Genomic DNA, 19,869 nt, shown 5'->3' on the forward strand with positions numbered 1-19,869 from the left:
TATAAATAATCGGTTATTGTAACTGAGCTAGAATTAAAGGCCAGCGCGATTCAAACTCGACGGTTGGCCGATAACGAAACTCAGAACGCACAAAACGAGAGAGCATCCCTTCACAAAAGGCTAATAATTGAGAAGCAAGCAGTGACTCATCATGAATAAACCCATGGCCATCACGTATTTTTTTCTCTTTTAGCACTTGGCGTAATTGTGATTCTATACGTTCAAATAATTGATTAATACGATCTTGCAGCCTATCTTGCTCAAACATCAGAGCATGGCCAGTCATGATTCGCGTTAGCCCTGGGTTTTTCTCGGAAAAACCCAGTATTAGGGCAAGTATTAGTTTAATTCTAATTATCGTATCTTTTTCATCACTTAAAATTAGATTAATGCGCGAAACCAATGAGTCTTCAATAAACCCAATGAGGCTATCGAACATTTTCATTTTGCTTGGAAAATGACGATACAGCGCGGCCTCTGATACACCAACCGTAGCAGCAAGTTTTGCTGTTGTGATACGTTGGCTACCATCACTACTTTCTAACATTAGCGCAAGAGCCTGTAAAATCTCATCACGCCTGTTACGTTTTTGTGTTGTCGCTTTTTCTGCCATGTCTAATAAGACCCCTGCTAAAACAGCAAAACAAACTATCCAAAATTTTGCTCTTAGTAAAGAGGCTTACGAAGCAAAATGGATTTAAAAAATATTTAAAATGTAAGTAATGTTGAGCAAGCTTCCTGAAAGAAAATATGCGGCTGATTATTTTTATTCATAAAGATAGAACCTAATTCAGGTTCTATCTAGCATATTCGTTATCAGGATATTCTATTTATTGACGGCCAGAGTGACCGAAACCACCAGCCCCACGCTCTGTTGCGTCAAAATCATCAACAATATTAAATTCAGCTTGAACAACTGGGACAAACACCATTTGCGCCATACGCTCACCAGGCTCAACGGTAAAAGCTTTGTCACTGCGGTTCCAGACTGACACCATGAGTTGGCCTTGGTAATCCGAATCAATGAGACCAACTAGATTGCCAAGTACAACACCATGTTTATGACCTAAACCGGAACGAGGTAAGATGACAGCAGCAAGATTTTCATCAGCAATGTGAATAGCTAAACCTGTTGGAATAAGCTCCGTTTGACCTGGCGCCAAATCAATTGGTGCATCAATGCATGCACGTAAATCTAAACCAGCAGAACCGGTGGTGGCATAGGCTGGTAGAGGAAATTCATTACCGATGCGGCTATCAAGGATTTTTAGGTCAATTTTTTTCATAACGTTGAAGTATCTCGTCAAGTAAATAGTGGCTTAATTCATTTTTATTACAGTGAGGCAAACGGGTATCACCGTTGGCATCAAAAAGGTGTAATGCATTGTTATCGCTATTAAATCCGTTATCTGCTAGTGATACATCATTGGCACAAATAAGGTCGAGTTGTTTTTGTTGTCGTTTTTGGCGTGCATATTCTTCCACATTTTGGGTTTCAGCTGCAAATCCAACAACATATGGCCTATTGTGCCTTAGATTTCCAACACTTGCGACGATGTCTGGGTTTTTGATAAGTGTAATCGAAACTTCATCACCTTGTTTTTTTATTTTATTTTCAGCAATGTTTTTTGCTCGATAATCTGCAACTGCAGCGCAACCAATAAAAATATTTTGCGTTGAAATCGTTTTATGGACTTGCTCATACATTTCTAATCCACTAATGACATCAACCCGGTTAACCCCTTCAGGTGTTTCAATATTTACAGGTCCCGCAATTAAAGTGACTTCGGCTCCACGTTGGCTAGCAGCCTTAGCAATGGCAAAACCCATCTTTCCTGAACTATGGTTACTGATAAAACGAACAGGGTCGAGTGCTTCCCGTGTTGGGCCTGCAGTGATCATTAATTTGATGCCTTGTAAGTCGAGTTTAGGGGTAAAAAACTCACTGGTTAGACGAACAATTTCTAGTGGGTCAATCATGCGACCAGGACCAATATCACCACAAGCTTGGCTACCTGCGTCTGGCCCCCAAATCATACATTGGCGTTGTTGCAATTTGATTAAGTTTTCTTGTGTTGCTTTTGCTTTGTACATTTGTTGGTTCATTGCTGGCACAAGTGCAACCGGTGCCGCGGATGCAAGGCAAACCGTTGTGAGTAAATCATTTGCCATTCCTGCACTGAGGCGAGCAATTAAATCCGCGGTCGCTGGCGCAAGAATAATGATATCCGCCCATTTCGCGAGTTCAATATGGCCCATTGCAGCCTCTGCGGCTGGGTCGAGTAGGTCATCGGAAACAGGGTGCCCTGAAACGGCTTGTAAGGTTAAAGGCGTAATAAAGGCTTTTGCACCTTCAGTCATGACAATACGCACAATTGCCCCTTTATCGCGCAAACGGCGGGTGAGTTCAGGGATCTTATAAGCGGCAATGCCCCCACTGATACCAATAACTATCTGCTTACCTAATAGTGATAGTTGATTCATTATTTTTATCCAATACGGTCAACATGGGAGGCATATTACCACAGAGATGCTAGAGGTGGCGCGCTCGATTTTTCGTCACAGTACTATTTTTGCGAAGCGCTACGCAAACCCATATGTGAGGGGTTGTGAATGTTTTTTAGGCTAGATAAAAAAGGTGAAAGGGATTTAGGGACACAGAATATGATGAGTGAACATCTAGACTTACCACCAAGAGAAAAGCTACTTGCATACGGCGCGGCTGCGTTATCTGATGCTGAGCTACTCGCTATTTTTTTGCGTACAGGGAGCCAAGGTGAACCTGTTTTGCAGCTTGCGAAGCGTTTAATACAGGAGTTTGGTTCAGTCTATTTGCTTTTACAAGCAGATTACGAAAAACTAAAACAATGTAAAGGAATGGGGAGCTGTAAATTTACCCAATTGCAGGCTGTCAGTGAGTTGGCTCGCCGTTTTTTCTCTGAACAGTTTTTACATGAAGATGTGATGACTGGGCCTGAGCAATTGAAAGCAAAGTTGCTGGATTTATTCGCAGGGCAAGAGCGCGAAGTCTTTATCGTGATATTTTTAAATAATAAAAATCAGATTATTTGTCACGAGGAATTGTTTAAGGGTACTTTGAACAAAGTTGAAGTTCACCCCAGAGAAATCATTCGCTTTGCCATAAAAATGAATGCAAACGGGATTATACTTGCCCATAATCATCCATCTGGTAACCCAGAACCCAGCACCGCAGATAGGCAGGTGACAGAACGGATCCAGCGTGCTTGCGTTATTATGGGGATTAAACTACTCGACCATTTTGTCGTCGGACACAAGCAATGTGTGTCATTTGTAGAGCGAGGATGGTTATAAAATTATTTTTTTGTCTAAAAAATGACAACTTTCTTTGCGTTGGGCTTGAGTGAAAACGATGTAAAGCGTATACTACGCCACCTTTAAGGATCTTGGGTTTGGCGAGAAGGGCCTATCTCAGTAAATTTTTACGTTTTAGTAAAGTAAATCTTTATTTAGGTATCAACGGTTTTTTCAGTCAATGAAAGTTTGCTGAGATGGGCTCCTAAGCCTGACGAGGCGGCCATACCCAGAACAAAAAAGCTCGAGCTGATTAGATTTTTGGAGAATAGACATGTCACGAGTCTGCCAAGTTACTGGCAAGCGTCCAATGAGCGGTAACAACCGTTCACACGCATTAAACGCGACCAAACGTCGTTTTTTGCCAAACCTGCACTCTCACCGTTTCTGGGTTGAGTCTGAGAAACGTTTCGTAACACTGCGTGTATCTGCTAAAGGTATGCGTGTTATCGATAAAAAGGGTATTGATGCTGTTCTTGCTGAACTGCGTACCCGTGGTGAGAAGTACTAAGGAGCTAAAAAATGGCTAAAGGTATTCGCGAGAAAATCAAGCTAGTCTCTTCTGAAGGTACAGGTCATTTCTATACCACTACGAAGAACAAGCGCACAATGCCAGAAAAACTGGAACTGAAAAAATTCGATCCAGTTGTTCGTAAGCATGTGATCTACAAAGAAGCAAAAATCAAATAATTTTGCTTTCTGCGTTAAAAACTCAGCTTCGGCTGGGTTTTTTTTTACTCAAAATTTGGGTTGTCACTGATATGTGCATTCGACGCTATGACCATTATTATGAAAGTAGTAACATAGTAAGTATTCATTGAATTAATAATGATATTTGTTGTCGAATGACTATTGTCTTTTACATATAGACTTGATTAAGAGTGCCTGGTGAAAAAACAGTTTAAAAAAATTCTTGTGATCAAGATGAGGTTTCATGGGGACATGTTGCTGACAACACCAGTTATCAGCTCATTGAAACACCAATATCCTGATGCTGAAATTGATGTTTTGCTTTATCAGGATACAATCCCCATTCTCTCTGAAAATGCTGAAATTAACACGTTGTACGGTATGTCAGGGAAAAAAAATAGTGGGCTGAGTAAAGCCTGTAATTTTATTAAGTTACTGCTAAAGCTGCGTCAAAATAAATATGATTTAGTTGTTAATCTAGCAGACCAATGGATGGTGAGCGTATTAGTTCGGGCTATTCCTGCTAGCACAAAAATTTCCCATCAGTTTGCCCATCGTGACTCTAAATATTGGCGTGAAAGTTTTACGCATCTGACAGAACCTGAAGGCGAACATGTTGTTCTAAATAACTTATCAGTACTCAAGCCGTTAGAAATAAAAGAACTAAAGACACATTTAACGATGGCTTATTCAGAGCAGGACTGGAAAAATATTGATGAAAAGCTGTTAAGACTGGGTGTTCATAGCAGTTATGTCGTTATTCAACCAACAGCACGCCAAGCTTTTAAGTGTTGGGATAATGAAAAATTTTCAGCCGTCATTGATGCATTGCAATCTCGTGGCTATCAAGTAGTTTTAACTTCGGGGCCGAGCAAAGAGGATTTAGAATGTATCAATGAGATTGCAAATGGCTGCCAAACAAAGCCTGTTACTGAACTTGCAGGGAAAACCTCATTTCCTGAATTAGGCGCATTGATTGCTCATGCCGCTTTATTTATTGGCGTTGATTCTGCACCAATGCACATTGCCGCAGCAGCCAACACACCTATAGTATGCCTTTTCGGTGCGACAAATCATGTTTTCTGGCGACCTTGGAGTGATAATGTAGTTCAATTTTGGGCGGGTGATTATGAAACTATGCCACCGAGAGAAGAGCTAGATCGCGATAAAAAGTATTTATCCATTATTCCAGCTTCTGATGTAATTAAAGCAACAGAGAAAATGTTGCCGATGAATATTCGCTCTATGATGACAAGGTATTAACATGAATCTGGCATTTTGCTTATATAAATACTTTCCGTTTGGTGGGTTACAGCGGGATTTCCTACGTATTGCAACCGAATGCCAGTCACGTGGGCATCACGTACGTGTCTATACCCAATCATGGGATGGTGATAAGCCTAGCGGCTTTGAAATTATTATCGTGCCGGTGACATCAAAAACGAATCATGGGCGAAATGCACAATATTGTGACTGGGTGTTGGCTCATTTAAAACAGCATCCTGCAGAGCGGATAATTGGTTTCAATAAAATGCCAGGGCTGGATGTTTATTATGCCGCTGATGTCTGTTATGCACAAAAAGTCGCTGAAGAAAAAGGGTTTTTGTATAAGCTGACGCCTCGCTATAAACACTATGCTGCATTTGAAAAAGCTGTTTTTGCAGTGGGGAAACCGACACAGCTATTAATGTTAACGCCACATCAAATTAGTCATTTTAAAAAGCATTATGGAACTGAAAATGAGCGTTTTCATATGTTACCTCCCGGTATTGCCCAAGATAGAAAATATGATAAACAAATTGCCGACGCCAAAAGAATTTATCGTGAAAAAAATCAAATACCTGAGTCAGCATTTTTAGTCTTACAGGTGGGTTCCGACTTCAAACGCAAAGGTGTTGACCGGACCATAAAAGCCATTGCGGCATTGCCCGAAGACATTAAGAAAAACACGTTATTGATGGTAGTTGGCCAAGATAAATCGGTGAAATACCAACAGTTAGCGAAAACGCTAGGAATTGGCTCACAAGTCTCTTTCTTTAGCGGACGTAATGATATTGCAGAATTAATGGCAGCAGCCGATATATTAATGCATCCGGCTTATCAAGAAGCAGCGGGTATTGTGTTATTAGAGGCGATTACTGCGGGTCTACCCATTATTGTCACAGAAGTGTGTGGGTATGCTGCATTTATCAGCCAAGCTCAATGCGGTATTGTGATAAGAGAACCCTTTGAGCAAACCGCTTTAAACTTGGCTTTAGAAAATAGCTTAAAAAATCCGGCTAAATTAGCGCAATGGGCAAGTAATGCGCGACATTTTGCGGATACAGAAGATTTGTATAGTTTACCAGAAAAAGCCGCAGATATTATTTTAGGGGGAAACAAATGATTGAGTTAAAAACCCCTTTTAATGAATTGTGGAAAAACAAAGATCCTTTTATCGAGACAGATAAGTTACAAGGTGAAGTTTTTCGTGCGTTAGAGACGCGTAAAACGCTACGTTTTGAACTTGAAGGGCGCAGCTATTTTATAAAAATTCATTATGGGACTACACTGAAAGAAGTCCTTAAAAACTTATTATCTTTCCGGTTGCCTGTATTAGGGGCGGATAGAGAGTGGAATGCTATTCATCGACTTACTCAAGTGGGAGTTGATACGATGAATGGCCGAGCCTTCGGGCAAAAAGGGATTAACCCTCTTCGTCGTCACTCCTTTATTATTACTGAAGATTTAACCCCGACGGTGAGTTTGGAAGATTATTGTGCAAATTGGCTAGATAACTCGCCAATGTTTAGCACTAAGCAAATGATTATTCGTCGAGTCGCGCAGATGGTGCGTAAAATGCACGCGGCGGGTATTAACCATCGTGATTGTTATATTTGCCATTTTTTACTGCATTTGCCATTTACGGGAAATGAAGAAGAGTTAAAAATATCGGTGATTGACTTACACCGCGCACAAATCAGGAATTCTGTTCCAACTCGCTGGCGAAATAAAGACTTAATTGGTTTATATTATTCATCATTAAATATTGGACTCACTCAGCGTGATATTTTTCGTTTTATGAAGATCTATTTTGGCTTATCCTTGAAGAAAATTTTAAAGCAAGAGCAAGATCTTATCGAAAAAGTTGGTCGTAAAGCTGAAAAAATTAGAATCAGAACAGAAAAGCGTGGATTATAGGAACCAAAATATCGAGTGATGGCTATGAAAATTGAATTTAATGGGATGATAAAAGAAGCAATATTTCTTGGACATGAGGGAGAGTATATACCTAATGACATCAACATTGCATATGGTATCGATACAAATTTTTTATATGGCTGCGGAGTTTCAATAGTTTCCATTTTAATTCAAAACCCAGATAAAGAATTTAATTTTCATGTGTTTATTGATGATTCTATGGAGCATCAGAATATAGAGCGATTTCGAGAGATTTGTTTAACCTATAATACAAAGATCACTCTATATTATATTGATGCAAAAAATCTTAATAAATTACCAACGACCAAAAATTGGACTCATGCAATTTATTTTCGGTTTATTATCGCTGAATATTTTAAAAATAAAATTAATTATTTACTGTATTTAGATGCGGATATAATTTGCCATAACAAACTTAATGAGCTGGTTTCTCTAACATTAAGTGAAGAAGTTGCAGCTGTTGTAGCTGAACGAGATGAGAAATGGTGGATAAACCGAGCTAATTCTCTAGATACTCCCGCAATTTCGGAAGGTTATTTTAATAGTGGTGTCATGTATATAAACCTATTAAACTGGCAAAAACAACAAATCACTGAAAAATCAATTGATTTATTAATGGATGAAAATTTAGCTGTTAAACTCAGTTATCCTGACCAGGATGTACTCAATATTTTACTCATGAGAAAGGTGATGTACCTCCAAGGTATTTTTAATACTCAGTTTAGCTTGAATTATGAGTTAAAGGATAATCCTGTTTATCCTGTGAATGAACATACTGTTTTTATTCATTATGTCGGTCCAACAAAACCATGGCATGAGTGGGCATCTTACTCATCTGCAGAACCATTTCATAGAGCAAGACGAGTATCACCATGGAACCAGGTTCCTTTAATGGTTCCTAGCAATAGTAATTATTTACGTTATTGTGCTAAGCATCAAATAAACCAAAGAAAATATATAAAAGGTTTTATTTCATATATTCAATACTTCATTAGTAAAATAAAGTGATAATAGGTGGTTACGTGGATTTAATAAAAGAAAAGATAGAGCTAGGGAAAAGCAAAATAGAAGCGGATCTAAATATCGCATATGGTGTAGATGAAGGGTTTTTGTTTGGCTCTGGTATATCCATGAACTCTATTATTATAAATAATAGAAATATCAATTTAAAATTTCATTTGTTTACAGATTTTATTGATGATGAATTTTTAATGAAGCTTACAAAGTTAGCTTCAAGTGAAAAGGTAAGTATTGATGTATATGTTTTGAATTCAGAAGAGCTTAAAAAGCTTCCTACATCCCATGTATGGTCTTATGCTACGTATTTTAGATTTTTTATTTTTGACCATTTGTGCAAGGTAATTCCATCAATTCTTTATTTAGACGCAGATGTATTTTGTAAAGGAAGCTTAGTAGACTATACTCATATTGTTTTTCAAGATGAGTATGCGGCAGTAATTCCTGATGTTCCTAGTATGCAAGAGTCGTGTGAGTCAAGATTAAAAATCACAGGCTTAAAAAATAAATATTTCAATGCTGGCGTGATTTTTTTAAACCTAAAAAAGTGGAATGCCAATCAGTTCACAAAAAAGGCATTTAAATTAATTACAGAAAATCACACAGGACAACCGTTAAAATATTTAGATCAAGATGCACTCAATATTTTATTTGATTGTAATAATATTTATTTATCAAGAGATTACAACTGTATATATACATTAAAGAATGAATTAGAAAAAATCAACTATAAAGATTTCATCAAACCTTCAACTAAGCTAATTCACTATACTGGAGCGACTAAGCCTTGGCATTACTGGGGAATAGAATATCCTTCTAGTGAAACATTCAAGATTGCTTTTGATACTTCTCCATGGCGAGATTGCCAGTTAGTGCAGGCGAAGAAAAAACCGGAATATCAAGAAAGGTATAAACACGAGTTTCATCAACGTAAGTTTATTAGCGGTATAAAAAGCTTATTTGAATATAAAAGATTCAAATAATTAAAGGCCAGGGATTTTATGCTCCCTGGCCTTTAATTCTAGATATCATTTTTCTCGAATATCAATAGCATCATCATGATCTTGACTTAATCCCTTATATTGCTCTATAGGATCATATTTTTCATCATCTTTTAATGATGAAAATAAGCTATAATTTTCTTTCAATTCAGCATTATTAATACCTAGCCAGTTAGCTAATCCCTCAGTGAAAAATAACCCTGATTTTTTCGATTTAATATAATTTCTATCTTTATCATCTGAAGATATTTTAATTAGAGGGATGTTTAATATCTTTGTAGATGACTTACTCAAGCTCATTTTTAGCTTATTATCAACAAGGTTATGGGACAAGCCATGGTCTGCAAAATAGAGGATAGAGAAAGTACGGTTATTTTTATTTTCTTGGCTTTTAAGTGCATCATATATTTTGCTAATTAATTGATCAGTTTTTTCAATACTGGCAACATAGCAAGAAATATTGGTATACTTATCATCTTTTGTTAAGTATTTATTTTCAAAGTCTTCAATACGAGCACATGCATCAGGGTGAGAACCATACAAATGAATGACGAAAAGTCGTTTTTGATTTTTCGATACCGTTGTATTTAGCTCTTTTTTAAAAATATCGAGTAACTCAAAATCACTTGAATTACTTGAATTATAAGCTCCAATTTTCATAAATTTTTTGAGGGAGCTTCTCGCTGCAATAAAACTAACAGGTGTGTCATATTCTCCAATAAAACCTTGATTTGACAGCCAGTATGTTTTAAAACCTGCAGATTCAGCTAAATCAATAAAATTTAGGCCATAGTTTGGTGCCCACTCAATTATATTAGGAAGTGTTAACATCAGTCGTAATGAAGAAATCGTATTTGTACCTGGAGCTGTTAAACCATCAACAATAGTACCATTTGTATGAGATAAGAATGGTGTATTATTTATTGGATACCCATAAACCCCCATATAATCACGTCTTACACTTTCACCAACAATTAATATATAATCATCATAATGCTTTTCATCATTTTTAAGTGTAGATATACCCCAACTACTTTTTTGGGTATAAGGGCTTAATGTTTCGAGTTCTTTTTGTAAACTATTAATTGATTGATAACCCTCATTAAATATTCTAAAAGGAACTTGATCTATTAAAGCTATAATTATTAAACATATAATTAATGATTTGTTTTTATAAAACTGTATTTTTTTAGAATTGGTTATTTTTTTAAATAAAATAAAACCACCAATAATGACTAGAATAGAGAGGTAATTTTTTAATGGGATCTGAGTAAAGAACTCTGCAGTTTCTAATGCATCAGTAGCAATTAAAGATGCAAGGTATTGATAGGTAGGAGTTCCAAATGTAAGCCCGATAGGAGTGTATAATGCATATATTGTCACTATTATCGAACCGATTAGCCAATAGGCTTTTTGAGATGAGCTTAATATGATAAAAAAGAGGCAGACTAGTGTAATATCTCGAACACTAGGGTGAGAAATACCTGAACCTCTTAGCATCATCTTAGAAAAAACAATTAATATAGTTAATGCTAATATGCTGAATATTATTTTTTTGATATCAATTTTTTTTGTCATAGCTATGTGTCTGTGGCCTATAAGATAACAATTAATTTTATATAAGGTTATGGTTTTATTTGTAAGGATTTAGTATAGTTTAGCGGTTATAAACAAGGCTGCCATATATATAAAGATAGCATTTTATATGGAAGCATAAGGGCATCTTACTGGTAAATACAATGAATAAGCAACATATTCTTATTGATAAGTCTCATCCGAGAGAAAAACCTCTCGTTTCTATCATTATACCTGTATATAATTCTAGTGGTTTTATTTTAGATACCATAAATTCCATTGTCGCTCCTGACGACTATCATATTGAGATTATTGTTGTTGATGATGGTTCAACGGACAACACTCTAGATTTACTCAATGAATATTTTAAACTTAATCAATTGATTAAAATCATATCAGTGCCAAACGGAGGTGTGTCAAGAGCAAGAAACATTGGTATTGAATATTCTGAAGGTGAGTTTATTTGTTTTTTAGATAGCGATGACCAACTTGAAACAGAATTTTTTCCTATTCTAATAAGTAATGCAAGGAAAAATAATGTAGATGTACAACTTTGTGGGTACTATAAACATTACAAGAACAGTATAGATAAGCAGCCATCATTATATTATGATGACCATTTGTTAGCTAAGTATTTATCTGGTGAAATTTCTTTTCATATTGGTTCAATGATAATTAAGAAAAAATTCATTGATTATCATAATATTCGTTTTAATGAAAAATTATTCTTCGCTGAAGATATATTATTTATATGTCAGTTATTAACATTGGCAAAATGTAAAATGAGCTTAGATTATTTATATCACCATAATTATCGTCAGGGTTCTTTAACAACTTCAATGTGGAGTGAAAAAGATTATCTTCATGATATATTTGCAATGGAAACGCTTAGTGAAATAATACAAAAAAGCTATGATGGAAAAGATAAAAAAGAAGTTTTTAATTTACTAAAAAATAATGTTCTTGATAGAAAATTAAGATATATTTGGAAGCTATTTTTAAATAAAAGATATGATAAGCTTAAAGAGTTATATGAAAATAACTTTTTAAGCAAAGAGGACTGTATTGAGTTAAATAAGTTATCTGGTAAATATAAAAAAAGAGTGAGGGTTTTTCAGTTAAACAATGTCACTCTTTGGAAGATAATTAGACTGCTAAACTTTAAAAAAGTTAGGTTGATGTAATGTGGTTGTTTTTTATGGGGACACAACTTATTATTAATATTAAAACTAAGCACCATGTTAAAGATACTTGCTTTGATATAATTAATGTATCACTAAAGCCTAAAATAATAAGACTAATAGCAAACCCTAATATAAAAGGGTTTTTGTCATTTTTTATACCATATAGGATAATAGCTAGATAAAATATTAGAGTTAGCATTACACCACTAATCCAGCCTTTGGTCGAGAGAGTCTCCACAAGGTCATTATGTAAATGTGCATGAAAATGTTTTGTAGCACCTTGTAAGCTTCTATCGATTTTAGCGAGTTCGCTTATCTTGTTATTTCGCTCTTCGGCTGATTGCCAAAAGAAATTATCATTTGAAGAGTGAATTCCAGCTTTTATCATGGATAATCGGTCACCAACAGAAGAGGATTTACCATTTTCTATATATAACAGTCCCTCTTTTGCCGCTAGGCTCATTCTAGAAGAGATAGAATCTGAGAAGAATAACCCGCAAATTAATAAAACTAAAATAGGGATTGCTAAATATATTTTATTTCTCTTGACTTTAGTATTTATTTCTCTTGAGTGCAGAGAGAATATAAATATCGAAACGAAAGGATAAACTAATATTGCAGCTCTAGTTTCAGTTAGTATAATCGATATATAAGTAAGTACTAATGATGCAAAGTAAATAACATAATTAAATTTTATTTTTGATTGTAGGAATACGGTTTGAGAATATAGTGATAGAAATATCATGGCATAGGCGGCTCCCGTTGCATTTGATGCATTCCCAAATGATAGTTCTACACGTGGGGAGCTAAAATAAATCGCTTGATATAGAGCATATAGAAAAACACTCAGTTGAATAAATAATGCTGTGAAAAAATGAAGGCGGTTTAATTTAAAAGTTCCTTTTATTTTATCTATACATAATAAAATAAAACTGCCAAATATAGCAATTTTACCCATTTGAAAATAGCCATAATAAACATTTTTATATAATGAATCGCTGGTTTTATATAACTCAACCCAAGCTAAATGGGATAGGCCAATGAAAAACAAAGGGATAGCGATTATTAGTGATTTATTTTTAAAGTAATGTTTTGGTGATGCCAAAACAGTTATTATAGCAATGAAACCTGTTAAATTAAATATTTTGCTAGTTATATTAGGTTTAAATGGGACTAATATCAGGGATATGATACAGAGCAAAAGTATTGTAATTGGAATATACCAATTTAGTGTCTGTAGTAAGCCATTGCTCTTAAAAAATTGTTTAGTCATCAAAATATCTACTCTGTATTTATCATATAAGTAAGGCTACTGTATTAGGATAACCTATGTGATATAAACAGAGAAGTAAGATTTTTTGGGATAAATTAGGGGTACAGATGCCAGAACTACCAGAAGTTGAAACCAGTCGCCGTGGGATAGAGCCACATTTAGTCGGAAATACAATCTCTTACGCCATTGTACGCAACAGTCGATTACGTTGGCCTGTTAGTGAACAAATTAAAAGCTTATCAGATGAAATAGTTCTGAGTGTGCAACGTCGCGCTAAGTATTTGCTGATTGAATTGCAAACAGGTTGGATTATTGTTCATCTGGGCATGTCTGGTAGTGTGCGTATTTTGACCGAAGAATTGCCTGAGGAAAAACATGACCATGTAGATTTAGTCATGCGAGATGGTAAAGTACTACGCTATACAGACCCTCGTCGTTTTGGCGCATGGCTCTGGTGTGATGATTTAGAAAACAGTTCGGTACTTGCACACTTAGGCCCTGAGCCATTATCAGATGCCTTTAATCCCCAATATCTTTATGAATTAGCGCAAAAGAAAAAAGTGGCCGTTAAGCCATGGCTAATGGATAACAAAGTGGTTGTGGGTGTCGGTAATATCTATGCAAACGAAGCATTATTTGCGACGAAAATATCACCTGAAAAAATCACTAATACATTAACATTGGCTGAAATTACAGAACTCGTGCAACAGATCAAAAAGGTGTTACAACGCTCCATTGAGCAAGGCGGCACGACACTAAAAGATTTCTTACAGTCGGATGGCAAACCAGGGTATTTTGCCCAAGAATTGTTTGTCTATGGAAAAAAAGGTGAACCCTGTTCAATGTGTGGTACGCCTATAGAAAGCATTAAACAGGGGCAACGTAGCACTTTCTTTTGTCCGCAGTGCCAAAAATAGCGAGTCTTTGCTATTTTTTATTGAGTTTCTTTAGCATTGCCTCAGCAACTATAGGCGGCAGAAAAGACGAAATATCACCATCGTGAAGGGCAACATCTTTGATTAAAGAAGAAGAAACAAAGGACAAACTTTGCGATGGCAATAAAAATACAGTTTCCAAGTCAGGAACAAAATGGCGGTTCATATTTGCTAATTGCCACTCATATTCGAAATCAGCCACAGAACGAACGCCACGAATAAGAATATTAGCGCCATTTTTTTGTGCAAAATTAGCCATCAATTCAGAAAACCCAACAACTTCAACATTATCCAGGTGAGAAGTGACTTCTTTAGCAAGGGCAACGCGCTCATCAAGGGAAAACATCGGGTTTTTTCGTTGGCTATTCGCAATAGCCAGCAAAACATGGTCAAACATTGCTGCTGCTCGGGTAACAATATCAACATGTCCTGATGTCACAGGGTCAAACGTACCAGGGTAAATAGCCTTATGTTTCATGGCGATAGTATCTCGTTATTTGCATTATCTATTCGAAAAAATAGCATGAATAAGCGCTAACATTATCGGCTATCTAGCATGGTTGCAACAGTAGATAAGATTTTACTGCTATTTTTAGGTGCATATTCTGCACACTTTTATCCGAGCTTTATGGTAAGATAGCGCCAATTTTGGTAAGTGAATCAGATCGAATGTTATTGCTGCGTTTATATCAGGTACTTCTTTATCTTATCCAACCATTTATATGGGTTCGCCTATTGCTGCGCAGCCGTAAAGCGCCTGCGTATCGTAAACGTTGGGGCGAACGTTATGGCTTTTGTGCAGGAAAAGTAAAACCTCAAGGCATTTTATTACATTCAGTTTCTGTCGGGGAAACCCTCGCAGCGGTTCCATTAGTCCGTGCACTTCGCCATCACTATCCGTCTTTGCCAATTACAGTAACAACAATGACGCCAACTGGCTCAGAGCGTGTTCTTTCTGCGTTTGGTGATGATGTCGACCACGTCTATTTACCTTATGACCTTCCTGGTTCAATGCGCCGTTTCCTGAAACAAGTCGACCCAAAACTTGTGATCATTATGGAAACTGAGTTATGGCCAAACATGATTAATCAATTGCATAAACGTAAAATTCCATTGGTTATTGCAAATGCGAGACTTTCTGAGCGCTCTGCTGCTGGGTATCAAAAGCTCGGTAGCTTTGTGAAACGTATGCTACGTAATGTCACGATGGTCGCAGCACAACATCAAGAAGATGGTGAACGCTTCGTTCAATTAGGGTTACGGCGGATGCAATTGAGTGTCACGGGGAGCTTGAAGTTTGACATCTCAGTGACGCCTGAATTAGCCGTAAGAGCGATAACGTTGCGTCGCCAATGGGCAGCACATCGTCCTGTCTGGATAGCGACCAGCACTCACGAGGGTGAAGAAGCCATTGTATTAGAAACTCATCAAAAGTTGTTATCCCGTTTTCCTGATTTGCTTTTAATTTTAGTTCCTCGCCATCCAGAACGCTTTGCTAAAGCAGAAGAACTGACCCAAAAAGCCGGCTTAACCTTTATTCGTCGCAGTGCGAATGCGATTCCTTCCGCAGATATCCAAGTGGTGATTGGTGATACCATGGGGGAATTGATGTTGTTATATGGAATTGCGGATATTGCCTTTGTTGGGGGAAGCTTGGTAGAAACTGGAGGACATAACCCGCTCGAAGCGGCAGCCCACGCTTTACCTGTATTAATGGGGCCGCACACATTTAATTTCAAAGATATTTGTGGAAAACTGACTCAAGCAGATGGATTGATTACGGTGACAGATAGTGAATCGATGGTCCAAGCCGTGACGAGTTTACTTTCTGATGAGGATTACCGTTTATATTATGGTCGTCACGCCGCCGAGGTTCTTCATGAGAATCAAGGTGCTCTTCAAAGATTATTAAAACTATTGCAACCCTATTTGCCTCCGCGAGAGCAATAATGCCAAGTAATGTCTTTTTTTGAATATTAACTTGAACATTACAACAATAGATTGTGAATATTTTCTGGCACATCCTAGTATTGCATTTAAACTATAGTACACTGCCTCGTTTATTATAGAGTCATTCGATTTGGTTTATTACTATTAGGGTAGTATCCAAATGGAATGTTGGAACTTTTGCTTATCTTTTTAAGACTATATGCCAGCCATTAATCAATCAATTTCAAATAAATATGTTTATGTATGGGTCATAAGCTATGCCATAGCTTGGATCTTAGCGAGTTTTTATTTCGACCCAACCGTACCTTATGACACAGTAGAAGCGGTAAATTGGGGGATGAACGGGGAGTGGGGATCACCTAAAAACCCATGGTTTGTTGGCGTTATGATGTGGCCGGCAATTTATCTTGATATCTCCTATAGTTTTTATTGGTACTTTAGCCACTTTGCGGGTATCGCATTCGGTTTACTTGGTGTGTGGAAGTTGGCTTTTCGTTTAACTGGGCGCCGCGACCTCGCTTGGTTTGCAATGCTAATGTTGAATTTATCAGGTGTTATTAATTTCGATATCATTCCTTATAATGATAACTATATTTTAGTGACATTATGGCCTTGGGTTATTTATTTCTTTTTACGTGCTGTTGATGATAATCCTGCATGGTGGTTGCCGTTTGCTTTATTTTCAGCTCTTGCAACGATGGGGAAATATTCAACGTTAGCATTAGTTGGGTCTGTTTTCTTATTAACCCTATTTGTGAAACAGGTTCGTCAAAGCTATCGTCAACCTGTTTTTTACCTTGCGATTGCTTTGTGGTTTGCTTTGGTATTACCAAATTTCTTTTGGTTGATGGCAACGGACTTTTCGGCTTTCAAATGGGTGGACTCACAAATCGACCCTGGGTTTAATCTTCATACCACACAAGCAGCACTTAGCGTGTTTTATCCGTTAGTCATTGCTGCGATTATTGTTTATTGCAGTGGTGGAAAGTTAGGATGGCCGAAAGCATTACCTAATCGCTTGGCTAACTTTATTCTTCTTTTTCCACTGGTGGTGATCTATGGCTGGTTCTCTTTCCACGATGGTGGTCGAATAACTGAATGGCTGCAACCATTTATGGCTATCAGCGCACCTTTATTTGTTGGCTCAATAATAGAAATGCCAAGAAAACCGTTTAAGAAGTCATTGGTTGGTTTTGCCATTTTTAGTGTTTTAGTGGTGGTTGGTTATATCACGGTTCAGGCTGCGAATATCCGTGGAGCAGGGCAAAAATTTATTGGTGTAAAAACCTTGATAGCAGATGGTGAGCAACGTTGGTATCAGCGTTATGGTACGCCAGTAAAATATGTTGGCGGAGAAGATAACCAATATCAATGGTTTATTATTTATGGTAAGGACAGGCCACATGTGATCCAGCCATGGTCAATGGAAAAACATATGCCGCCAAATGTGTACAACCGTGATATTACAGAAGCTGAAATTCGCCAACATGGTGCATTATTGCTGGGCAAGAAATATGATGATTGCGCCCATGAAAACTTCGCTAAGGTTCGTAAGTTCTGGCCACAGTTTACGATAGAAAAAGAAGATGTGATTTATCGTTCTGAACCGGATGCCGCCCCTGAAACTATGTGCTTTGGGTTTATTGCGCCAGAGCAGAAGTAAAATGTAAGGGACCGGCTATTAGCCGCTTCCTTACATTATAGAATTTTGCAGGTCAACTGTTGATAAACATCATCAGCACTGATACTTTCCATCGTATTTATTGCGGACTTAATTTCATGCTGCCCTTGCCCATATCCCCCAATCAAGCCGGGGTCAGTGGGGCCAAACAGGGTAAAATTAGGTTTATCAAGTGCCGCGGTTAAATGGCTAAGTCCAGTATCGACAGAAACGACGGCTTTAGCATTAGCAATTTGCTGTGCGACTTCCGCTAAGGTAAGTTTAGGTAAGACCTCAACAAAGTCAAAGCCTTTTGCTAATCGTTCTGCACGTTGTTGCTCATGAGGTGCTCCCCACGGTAGTTTGATTTTGATGCCACTTTCAGCCATCAGTCCAATGAGCTCTCGCCAATTTTCTTCAGGCCAGTGTTTATCATCACGGGTAGTTGAGTGCAGGAAAATGACATAAGGGCTTTGATGCTCTTCTTTTGACTGCAAAAAGTGGCGAGCAATGGCGTAATCGCCTTGCTGTGTTGGGCAGGTGTAACCAAGGCTTTTGGCAAATAACTGGCGAATACGTTCAACGGCATGTTGTTGCTTACTGACAGCATAACAATGGTCATAAAAGAAGCTGGCTAATGGCTCGCGAATACTATGGCGATCATAACCATGTTTATCGCCATGAGCTAAGCGGGTGACAAGAAAAGCGCTCTTTAATAACCCTTGCGCATCAATAATCGCGTCATAATGTGTTGCTTGTAATTTCTTGCGAAACTCTGCACGTTCGGCTCTAATCGGGGCAGAAAACCAATTTTTTCGCCAGCGGCGAATGGCCACAGGGATCACTTGGTTAACGGCACTGTGCCATGTTGGGATTTGCGCGAAGCCTTCCTCAACGACCCAATCGAATTGAATATCGGGTATAGCTTGTTGTGCATCGGTCAGTGCAGGTAATGAGTGTAAAACATCCCCCATTGAAGATGTTTTGACTAATAATACTCTCATCATTCAATACCTATATTTAACCGAGCTAATGCATCGATAACTAATTGGGGTTGGATATCAATCAAACTTTGGTGATAACCACTTTCACCATCCCCTTTACGCACTTTGTGATATCCGGTAATTAAGCGGATCACTTCTGCTTTATCTGATAATGGTGGGGTGAAATCAGGGCTACTTGGGCCATATAAAGCGACAAGCGGTTTACCGAGTGCTGCTGCGACATGCATCAAACCCGAATCATTACTGACAACGGCATGGCAGGCATCGATTAGATTAACGGCTTGTTCTAACGATGTTTTCCCTGAAAAATTATGGCAATTCAATTTAGCATCATCGGTCAGCTCTAAACGAATAGCTTCACCGGCTTCATGGTCTTTTTGCGAACCAAATAGCAGCACCTGATAGCCTTTTTGGCTAATCAGTGTTTGAGCAAGAGAAGCGTAGTGGTAGTGAGGCCAGCGCTTGGCGGGGCCGAACTCTGCCCCTGGGCAAAAACCAATAATAGGGCGAGAACCATCAACCCCAAAGGTTTGCAGGGTTTCAGTGACTTCTTGCGGTACCGTAACTAGTTTAGGCGGTAAAATGGGGGTCGGAATATCGGAAGCTGATTGAATAGCTTGCTTATCATAAGCAAGCGCAACGTATCGTTGCACCATTAAAGGAAACGCTTCTTTATTCAATGGGCGAATATCATTGAGTAGGCCATAGCGCATTTCGCCACGCCATCCCGTTCTTTTGGGGATCTTTGCAAAGAAGGGCACAAGTGCAGATTTTAATGAATTTGGTAATACAATAGCTTGATCATAGCCATTTACCTGCAAACTTTTGCCTAATCGACGACGTTCACCAATTTCCAGTGCGCCATGCCCGAGAGGCATAGGAATAGCTTCGCTAACTTCAGGCATTTTGGCGAGTAAAGGACGGCACCATTGTGGCGCCATCACATCAATCTGTGCATGGGGATGTAAAGCCTTGATCGTGCGATAAAGGCTTTGTGACATCATCATATCTCCTACCCATGAAGGGCCGATCACCAATATTTTCAT

The 19,869-nt window shown here is 37.9% G+C and carries 20 protein-coding genes; 12 read left to right on the plus strand and 8 right to left on the minus strand.

Annotated elements, in window-relative coordinates; all coding sequences use genetic code 11:
• Positions 1 to 13 precede the first annotated feature (13 nt).
• The 3 genes from slmA to coaBC all read right to left on the minus strand — a co-directional run bounded on the left by slmA (position 14) and on the right by coaBC (position 2,484).
• The gene (gene slmA / locus PSF42_RS12890) at positions 14 to 613 is read right to left on the minus strand and encodes a nucleoid occlusion factor SlmA (protein WP_004265112.1); all 600 of its coding nucleotides are present in this window, start codon (positions 611 to 613) and stop codon (positions 14 to 16) included.
• A gap of 217 nt (positions 614 to 830) precedes the next feature.
• Entirely contained in the window at positions 831 to 1,286 is a 456-nt protein-coding gene (gene dut, locus PSF42_RS12895; protein WP_272680146.1) for a dUTP diphosphatase, read from the minus strand.
• Positions 1,273 to 2,484, minus strand: coding sequence for a bifunctional phosphopantothenoylcysteine decarboxylase/phosphopantothenate--cysteine ligase CoaBC (gene coaBC, locus PSF42_RS12900; protein ID WP_125895053.1), 1,212 nt, complete (start codon positions 2,482 to 2,484; stop codon positions 1,273 to 1,275). The genes dut and coaBC overlap by 14 nt, the downstream gene beginning before the upstream one ends.
• 183 nt (positions 2,485 to 2,667) lie before the next feature.
• On the opposite strand from coaBC, the gene radC reads away from it, so the two are divergent.
• The 8 genes from radC to PSF42_RS12940 all read left to right on the plus strand — a co-directional run bounded on the left by radC (position 2,668) and on the right by PSF42_RS12940 (position 9,224).
• Positions 2,668 to 3,333 carry a RadC family protein gene (gene radC / locus PSF42_RS12905; RefSeq protein ID WP_125895077.1) on the plus strand — a complete coding sequence of 222 codons (666 nt, stop codon included), beginning with the start codon at positions 2,668 to 2,670 and terminating at the stop codon, positions 3,331 to 3,333.
• 274 nt (positions 3,334 to 3,607) lie between these two features.
• Complete coding sequence (gene rpmB, locus PSF42_RS12910; RefSeq protein WP_004265123.1) at positions 3,608 to 3,844, plus strand: 50S ribosomal protein L28; 237 nt, start codon at positions 3,608 to 3,610, stop codon at positions 3,842 to 3,844.
• Positions 3,845 to 3,855: 11 nt separating this feature from the next.
• Complete coding sequence (rpmG, locus tag PSF42_RS12915; RefSeq protein ID WP_004265124.1) at positions 3,856 to 4,023, plus strand: 50S ribosomal protein L33; 168 nt, start codon at positions 3,856 to 3,858, stop codon at positions 4,021 to 4,023.
• A gap of 198 nt (positions 4,024 to 4,221) precedes the next feature.
• Complete coding sequence (gene rfaQ, locus PSF42_RS12920; protein WP_125895051.1) at positions 4,222 to 5,286, plus strand: lipopolysaccharide core heptosyltransferase RfaQ; 1,065 nt, start codon at positions 4,222 to 4,224, stop codon at positions 5,284 to 5,286.
• A gap of 1 nt (position 5,287) precedes the next feature.
• On the plus strand, positions 5,288 to 6,409 hold the full coding sequence (locus PSF42_RS12925) for a glycosyltransferase family 4 protein (protein ID WP_125895049.1): 1,122 nt from the start codon (positions 5,288 to 5,290) through the stop codon (positions 6,407 to 6,409).
• Positions 6,406 to 7,203, plus strand: a complete 798-nt coding sequence (gene rfaP, locus PSF42_RS12930; protein ID WP_272680147.1) for a lipopolysaccharide core heptose(I) kinase RfaP — start codon at positions 6,406 to 6,408, stop codon at positions 7,201 to 7,203. Before PSF42_RS12925 ends, rfaP begins: the two co-directional genes overlap by 4 nt.
• Before the next feature lie 24 nt (positions 7,204 to 7,227).
• On the plus strand, positions 7,228 to 8,232 hold the full coding sequence (locus PSF42_RS12935; protein WP_272680148.1) for a glycosyltransferase: 1,005 nt from the start codon (positions 7,228 to 7,230) through the stop codon (positions 8,230 to 8,232).
• A 14-nt stretch (positions 8,233 to 8,246) separates the two neighbouring features.
• Positions 8,247 to 9,224, plus strand: coding sequence for a glycosyltransferase family 8 protein (locus PSF42_RS12940; protein ID WP_272680149.1), 978 nt, complete (start codon positions 8,247 to 8,249; stop codon positions 9,222 to 9,224).
• Positions 9,225 to 9,269: 45 nt separating this feature from the next.
• Here the strand turns inward: PSF42_RS12940 and PSF42_RS12945 are convergent, their stop codons facing one another.
• Positions 9,270 to 10,820, minus strand: a complete 1,551-nt coding sequence (locus PSF42_RS12945; protein WP_272680150.1) for a phosphoethanolamine transferase — start codon at positions 10,818 to 10,820, stop codon at positions 9,270 to 9,272.
• A 161-nt stretch (positions 10,821 to 10,981) separates the two neighbouring features.
• Here PSF42_RS12945 and PSF42_RS12950 point away from each other — a divergent pair, with 161 nt between their 5' ends.
• On the plus strand, positions 10,982 to 12,001 hold the full coding sequence (locus tag PSF42_RS12950; RefSeq protein WP_215981704.1) for a glycosyltransferase family 2 protein: 1,020 nt from the start codon (positions 10,982 to 10,984) through the stop codon (positions 11,999 to 12,001).
• Here the strand turns inward: PSF42_RS12950 and PSF42_RS12955 are convergent.
• Complete coding sequence (locus PSF42_RS12955) at positions 11,988 to 13,274, minus strand: O-antigen ligase family protein (protein ID WP_252728642.1); 1,287 nt, start codon at positions 13,272 to 13,274, stop codon at positions 11,988 to 11,990. The two genes, PSF42_RS12950 and PSF42_RS12955, sit on opposite strands and share 14 nt — an antisense overlap.
• 107 nt (positions 13,275 to 13,381) lie before the next feature.
• Between PSF42_RS12955 and mutM the strand changes: the two genes are divergently transcribed.
• Positions 13,382 to 14,191, plus strand: a complete 810-nt coding sequence (gene mutM / locus PSF42_RS12960; RefSeq protein ID WP_272680151.1) for a bifunctional DNA-formamidopyrimidine glycosylase/DNA-(apurinic or apyrimidinic site) lyase — start codon at positions 13,382 to 13,384, stop codon at positions 14,189 to 14,191.
• A gap of 10 nt (positions 14,192 to 14,201) precedes the next feature.
• On the opposite strand, the gene coaD is transcribed toward mutM, so the two are convergent.
• A complete protein-coding gene (gene coaD / locus PSF42_RS12965; RefSeq protein ID WP_125895040.1) occupies positions 14,202 to 14,687 on the minus strand; it encodes a pantetheine-phosphate adenylyltransferase in 486 nt (161 codons plus the stop codon).
• A 191-nt stretch (positions 14,688 to 14,878) separates the two neighbouring features.
• On the opposite strand from coaD, the gene waaA reads away from it, so the two are divergent.
• Entirely contained in the window at positions 14,879 to 16,159 is a 1,281-nt protein-coding gene (waaA, locus tag PSF42_RS12970; RefSeq protein WP_125895038.1) for a lipid IV(A) 3-deoxy-D-manno-octulosonic acid transferase, read from the plus strand.
• 199 nt (positions 16,160 to 16,358) lie between these two features.
• Positions 16,359 to 17,822, plus strand: coding sequence for a glycosyltransferase family 39 protein (locus tag PSF42_RS12975; RefSeq protein WP_272680152.1), 1,464 nt, complete (start codon positions 16,359 to 16,361; stop codon positions 17,820 to 17,822).
• A gap of 35 nt (positions 17,823 to 17,857) precedes the next feature.
• On the opposite strand, the gene rfaC is transcribed toward PSF42_RS12975, so the two are convergent.
• Together rfaC and rfaF are read right to left on the minus strand one after the other, a co-directional pair.
• A complete protein-coding gene (rfaC, locus tag PSF42_RS12980) occupies positions 17,858 to 18,823 on the minus strand; it encodes a lipopolysaccharide heptosyltransferase RfaC (RefSeq protein WP_272680174.1) in 966 nt (321 codons plus the stop codon).
• A complete protein-coding gene (rfaF, locus tag PSF42_RS12985) occupies positions 18,823 to 19,869 on the minus strand; it encodes an ADP-heptose--LPS heptosyltransferase RfaF (RefSeq protein ID WP_272680153.1) in 1,047 nt (348 codons plus the stop codon). Before rfaF ends, rfaC begins: the two co-directional genes overlap by 1 nt.

This window comes from Providencia sp. PROV032 (assembly GCF_028484875.1).
GTDB lineage: Bacteria > Pseudomonadota > Gammaproteobacteria > Enterobacterales > Enterobacteriaceae > Providencia > Providencia rettgeri_E.

What these genes read in the sequence shown, in the direction of transcription:
- slmA (WP_004265112.1), bottom strand. Translation starts at nt 613, where the DNA reads ATGGCAGAAAAAGCGACAACACAAAAACGTAACAGGCGTGATGAGATT.
- dut (WP_272680146.1), bottom strand. Translation starts at nt 1,286, where the DNA reads ATGAAAAAAATTGACCTAAAAATCCTTGATAGCCGCATCGGTAATGAA.
- coaBC (WP_125895053.1), bottom strand. Translation starts at nt 2,484, where the DNA reads ATGAATCAACTATCACTATTAGGTAAGCAGATAGTTATTGGTATCAGT.
- radC (WP_125895077.1), top strand. Translation starts at nt 2,668, where the DNA reads ATGAGTGAACATCTAGACTTACCACCAAGAGAAAAGCTACTTGCATAC.
- rpmB (WP_004265123.1), top strand. Translation starts at nt 3,608, where the DNA reads ATGTCACGAGTCTGCCAAGTTACTGGCAAGCGTCCAATGAGCGGTAAC.
- rpmG (WP_004265124.1), top strand. Translation starts at nt 3,856, where the DNA reads ATGGCTAAAGGTATTCGCGAGAAAATCAAGCTAGTCTCTTCTGAAGGT.
- PSF42_RS12925 (WP_125895049.1), top strand. Translation starts at nt 5,288, where the DNA reads ATGAATCTGGCATTTTGCTTATATAAATACTTTCCGTTTGGTGGGTTA.
- rfaP (WP_272680147.1), top strand. Translation starts at nt 6,406, where the DNA reads ATGATTGAGTTAAAAACCCCTTTTAATGAATTGTGGAAAAACAAAGAT.
- PSF42_RS12935 (WP_272680148.1), top strand. Translation starts at nt 7,228, where the DNA reads ATGAAAATTGAATTTAATGGGATGATAAAAGAAGCAATATTTCTTGGA.
- PSF42_RS12945 (WP_272680150.1), bottom strand. Translation starts at nt 10,820, where the DNA reads ATGACAAAAAAAATTGATATCAAAAAAATAATATTCAGCATATTAGCA.
- PSF42_RS12950 (WP_215981704.1), top strand. Translation starts at nt 10,982, where the DNA reads ATGAATAAGCAACATATTCTTATTGATAAGTCTCATCCGAGAGAAAAA.
- PSF42_RS12955 (WP_252728642.1), bottom strand. Translation starts at nt 13,274, where the DNA reads ATGACTAAACAATTTTTTAAGAGCAATGGCTTACTACAGACACTAAAT.
- mutM (WP_272680151.1), top strand. Translation starts at nt 13,382, where the DNA reads ATGCCAGAACTACCAGAAGTTGAAACCAGTCGCCGTGGGATAGAGCCA.
- coaD (WP_125895040.1), bottom strand. Translation starts at nt 14,687, where the DNA reads ATGAAACATAAGGCTATTTACCCTGGTACGTTTGACCCTGTGACATCA.
- waaA (WP_125895038.1), top strand. Translation starts at nt 14,879, where the DNA reads ATGTTATTGCTGCGTTTATATCAGGTACTTCTTTATCTTATCCAACCA.
- PSF42_RS12975 (WP_272680152.1), top strand. Translation starts at nt 16,359, where the DNA reads ATGCCAGCCATTAATCAATCAATTTCAAATAAATATGTTTATGTATGG.
- rfaC (WP_272680174.1), bottom strand. Translation starts at nt 18,823, where the DNA reads ATGAGAGTATTATTAGTCAAAACATCTTCAATGGGGGATGTTTTACAC.
- rfaF (WP_272680153.1), bottom strand. Translation starts at nt 19,869, where the DNA reads ATGAAAATATTGGTGATCGGCCCTTCATGGGTAGGAGATATGATGATG.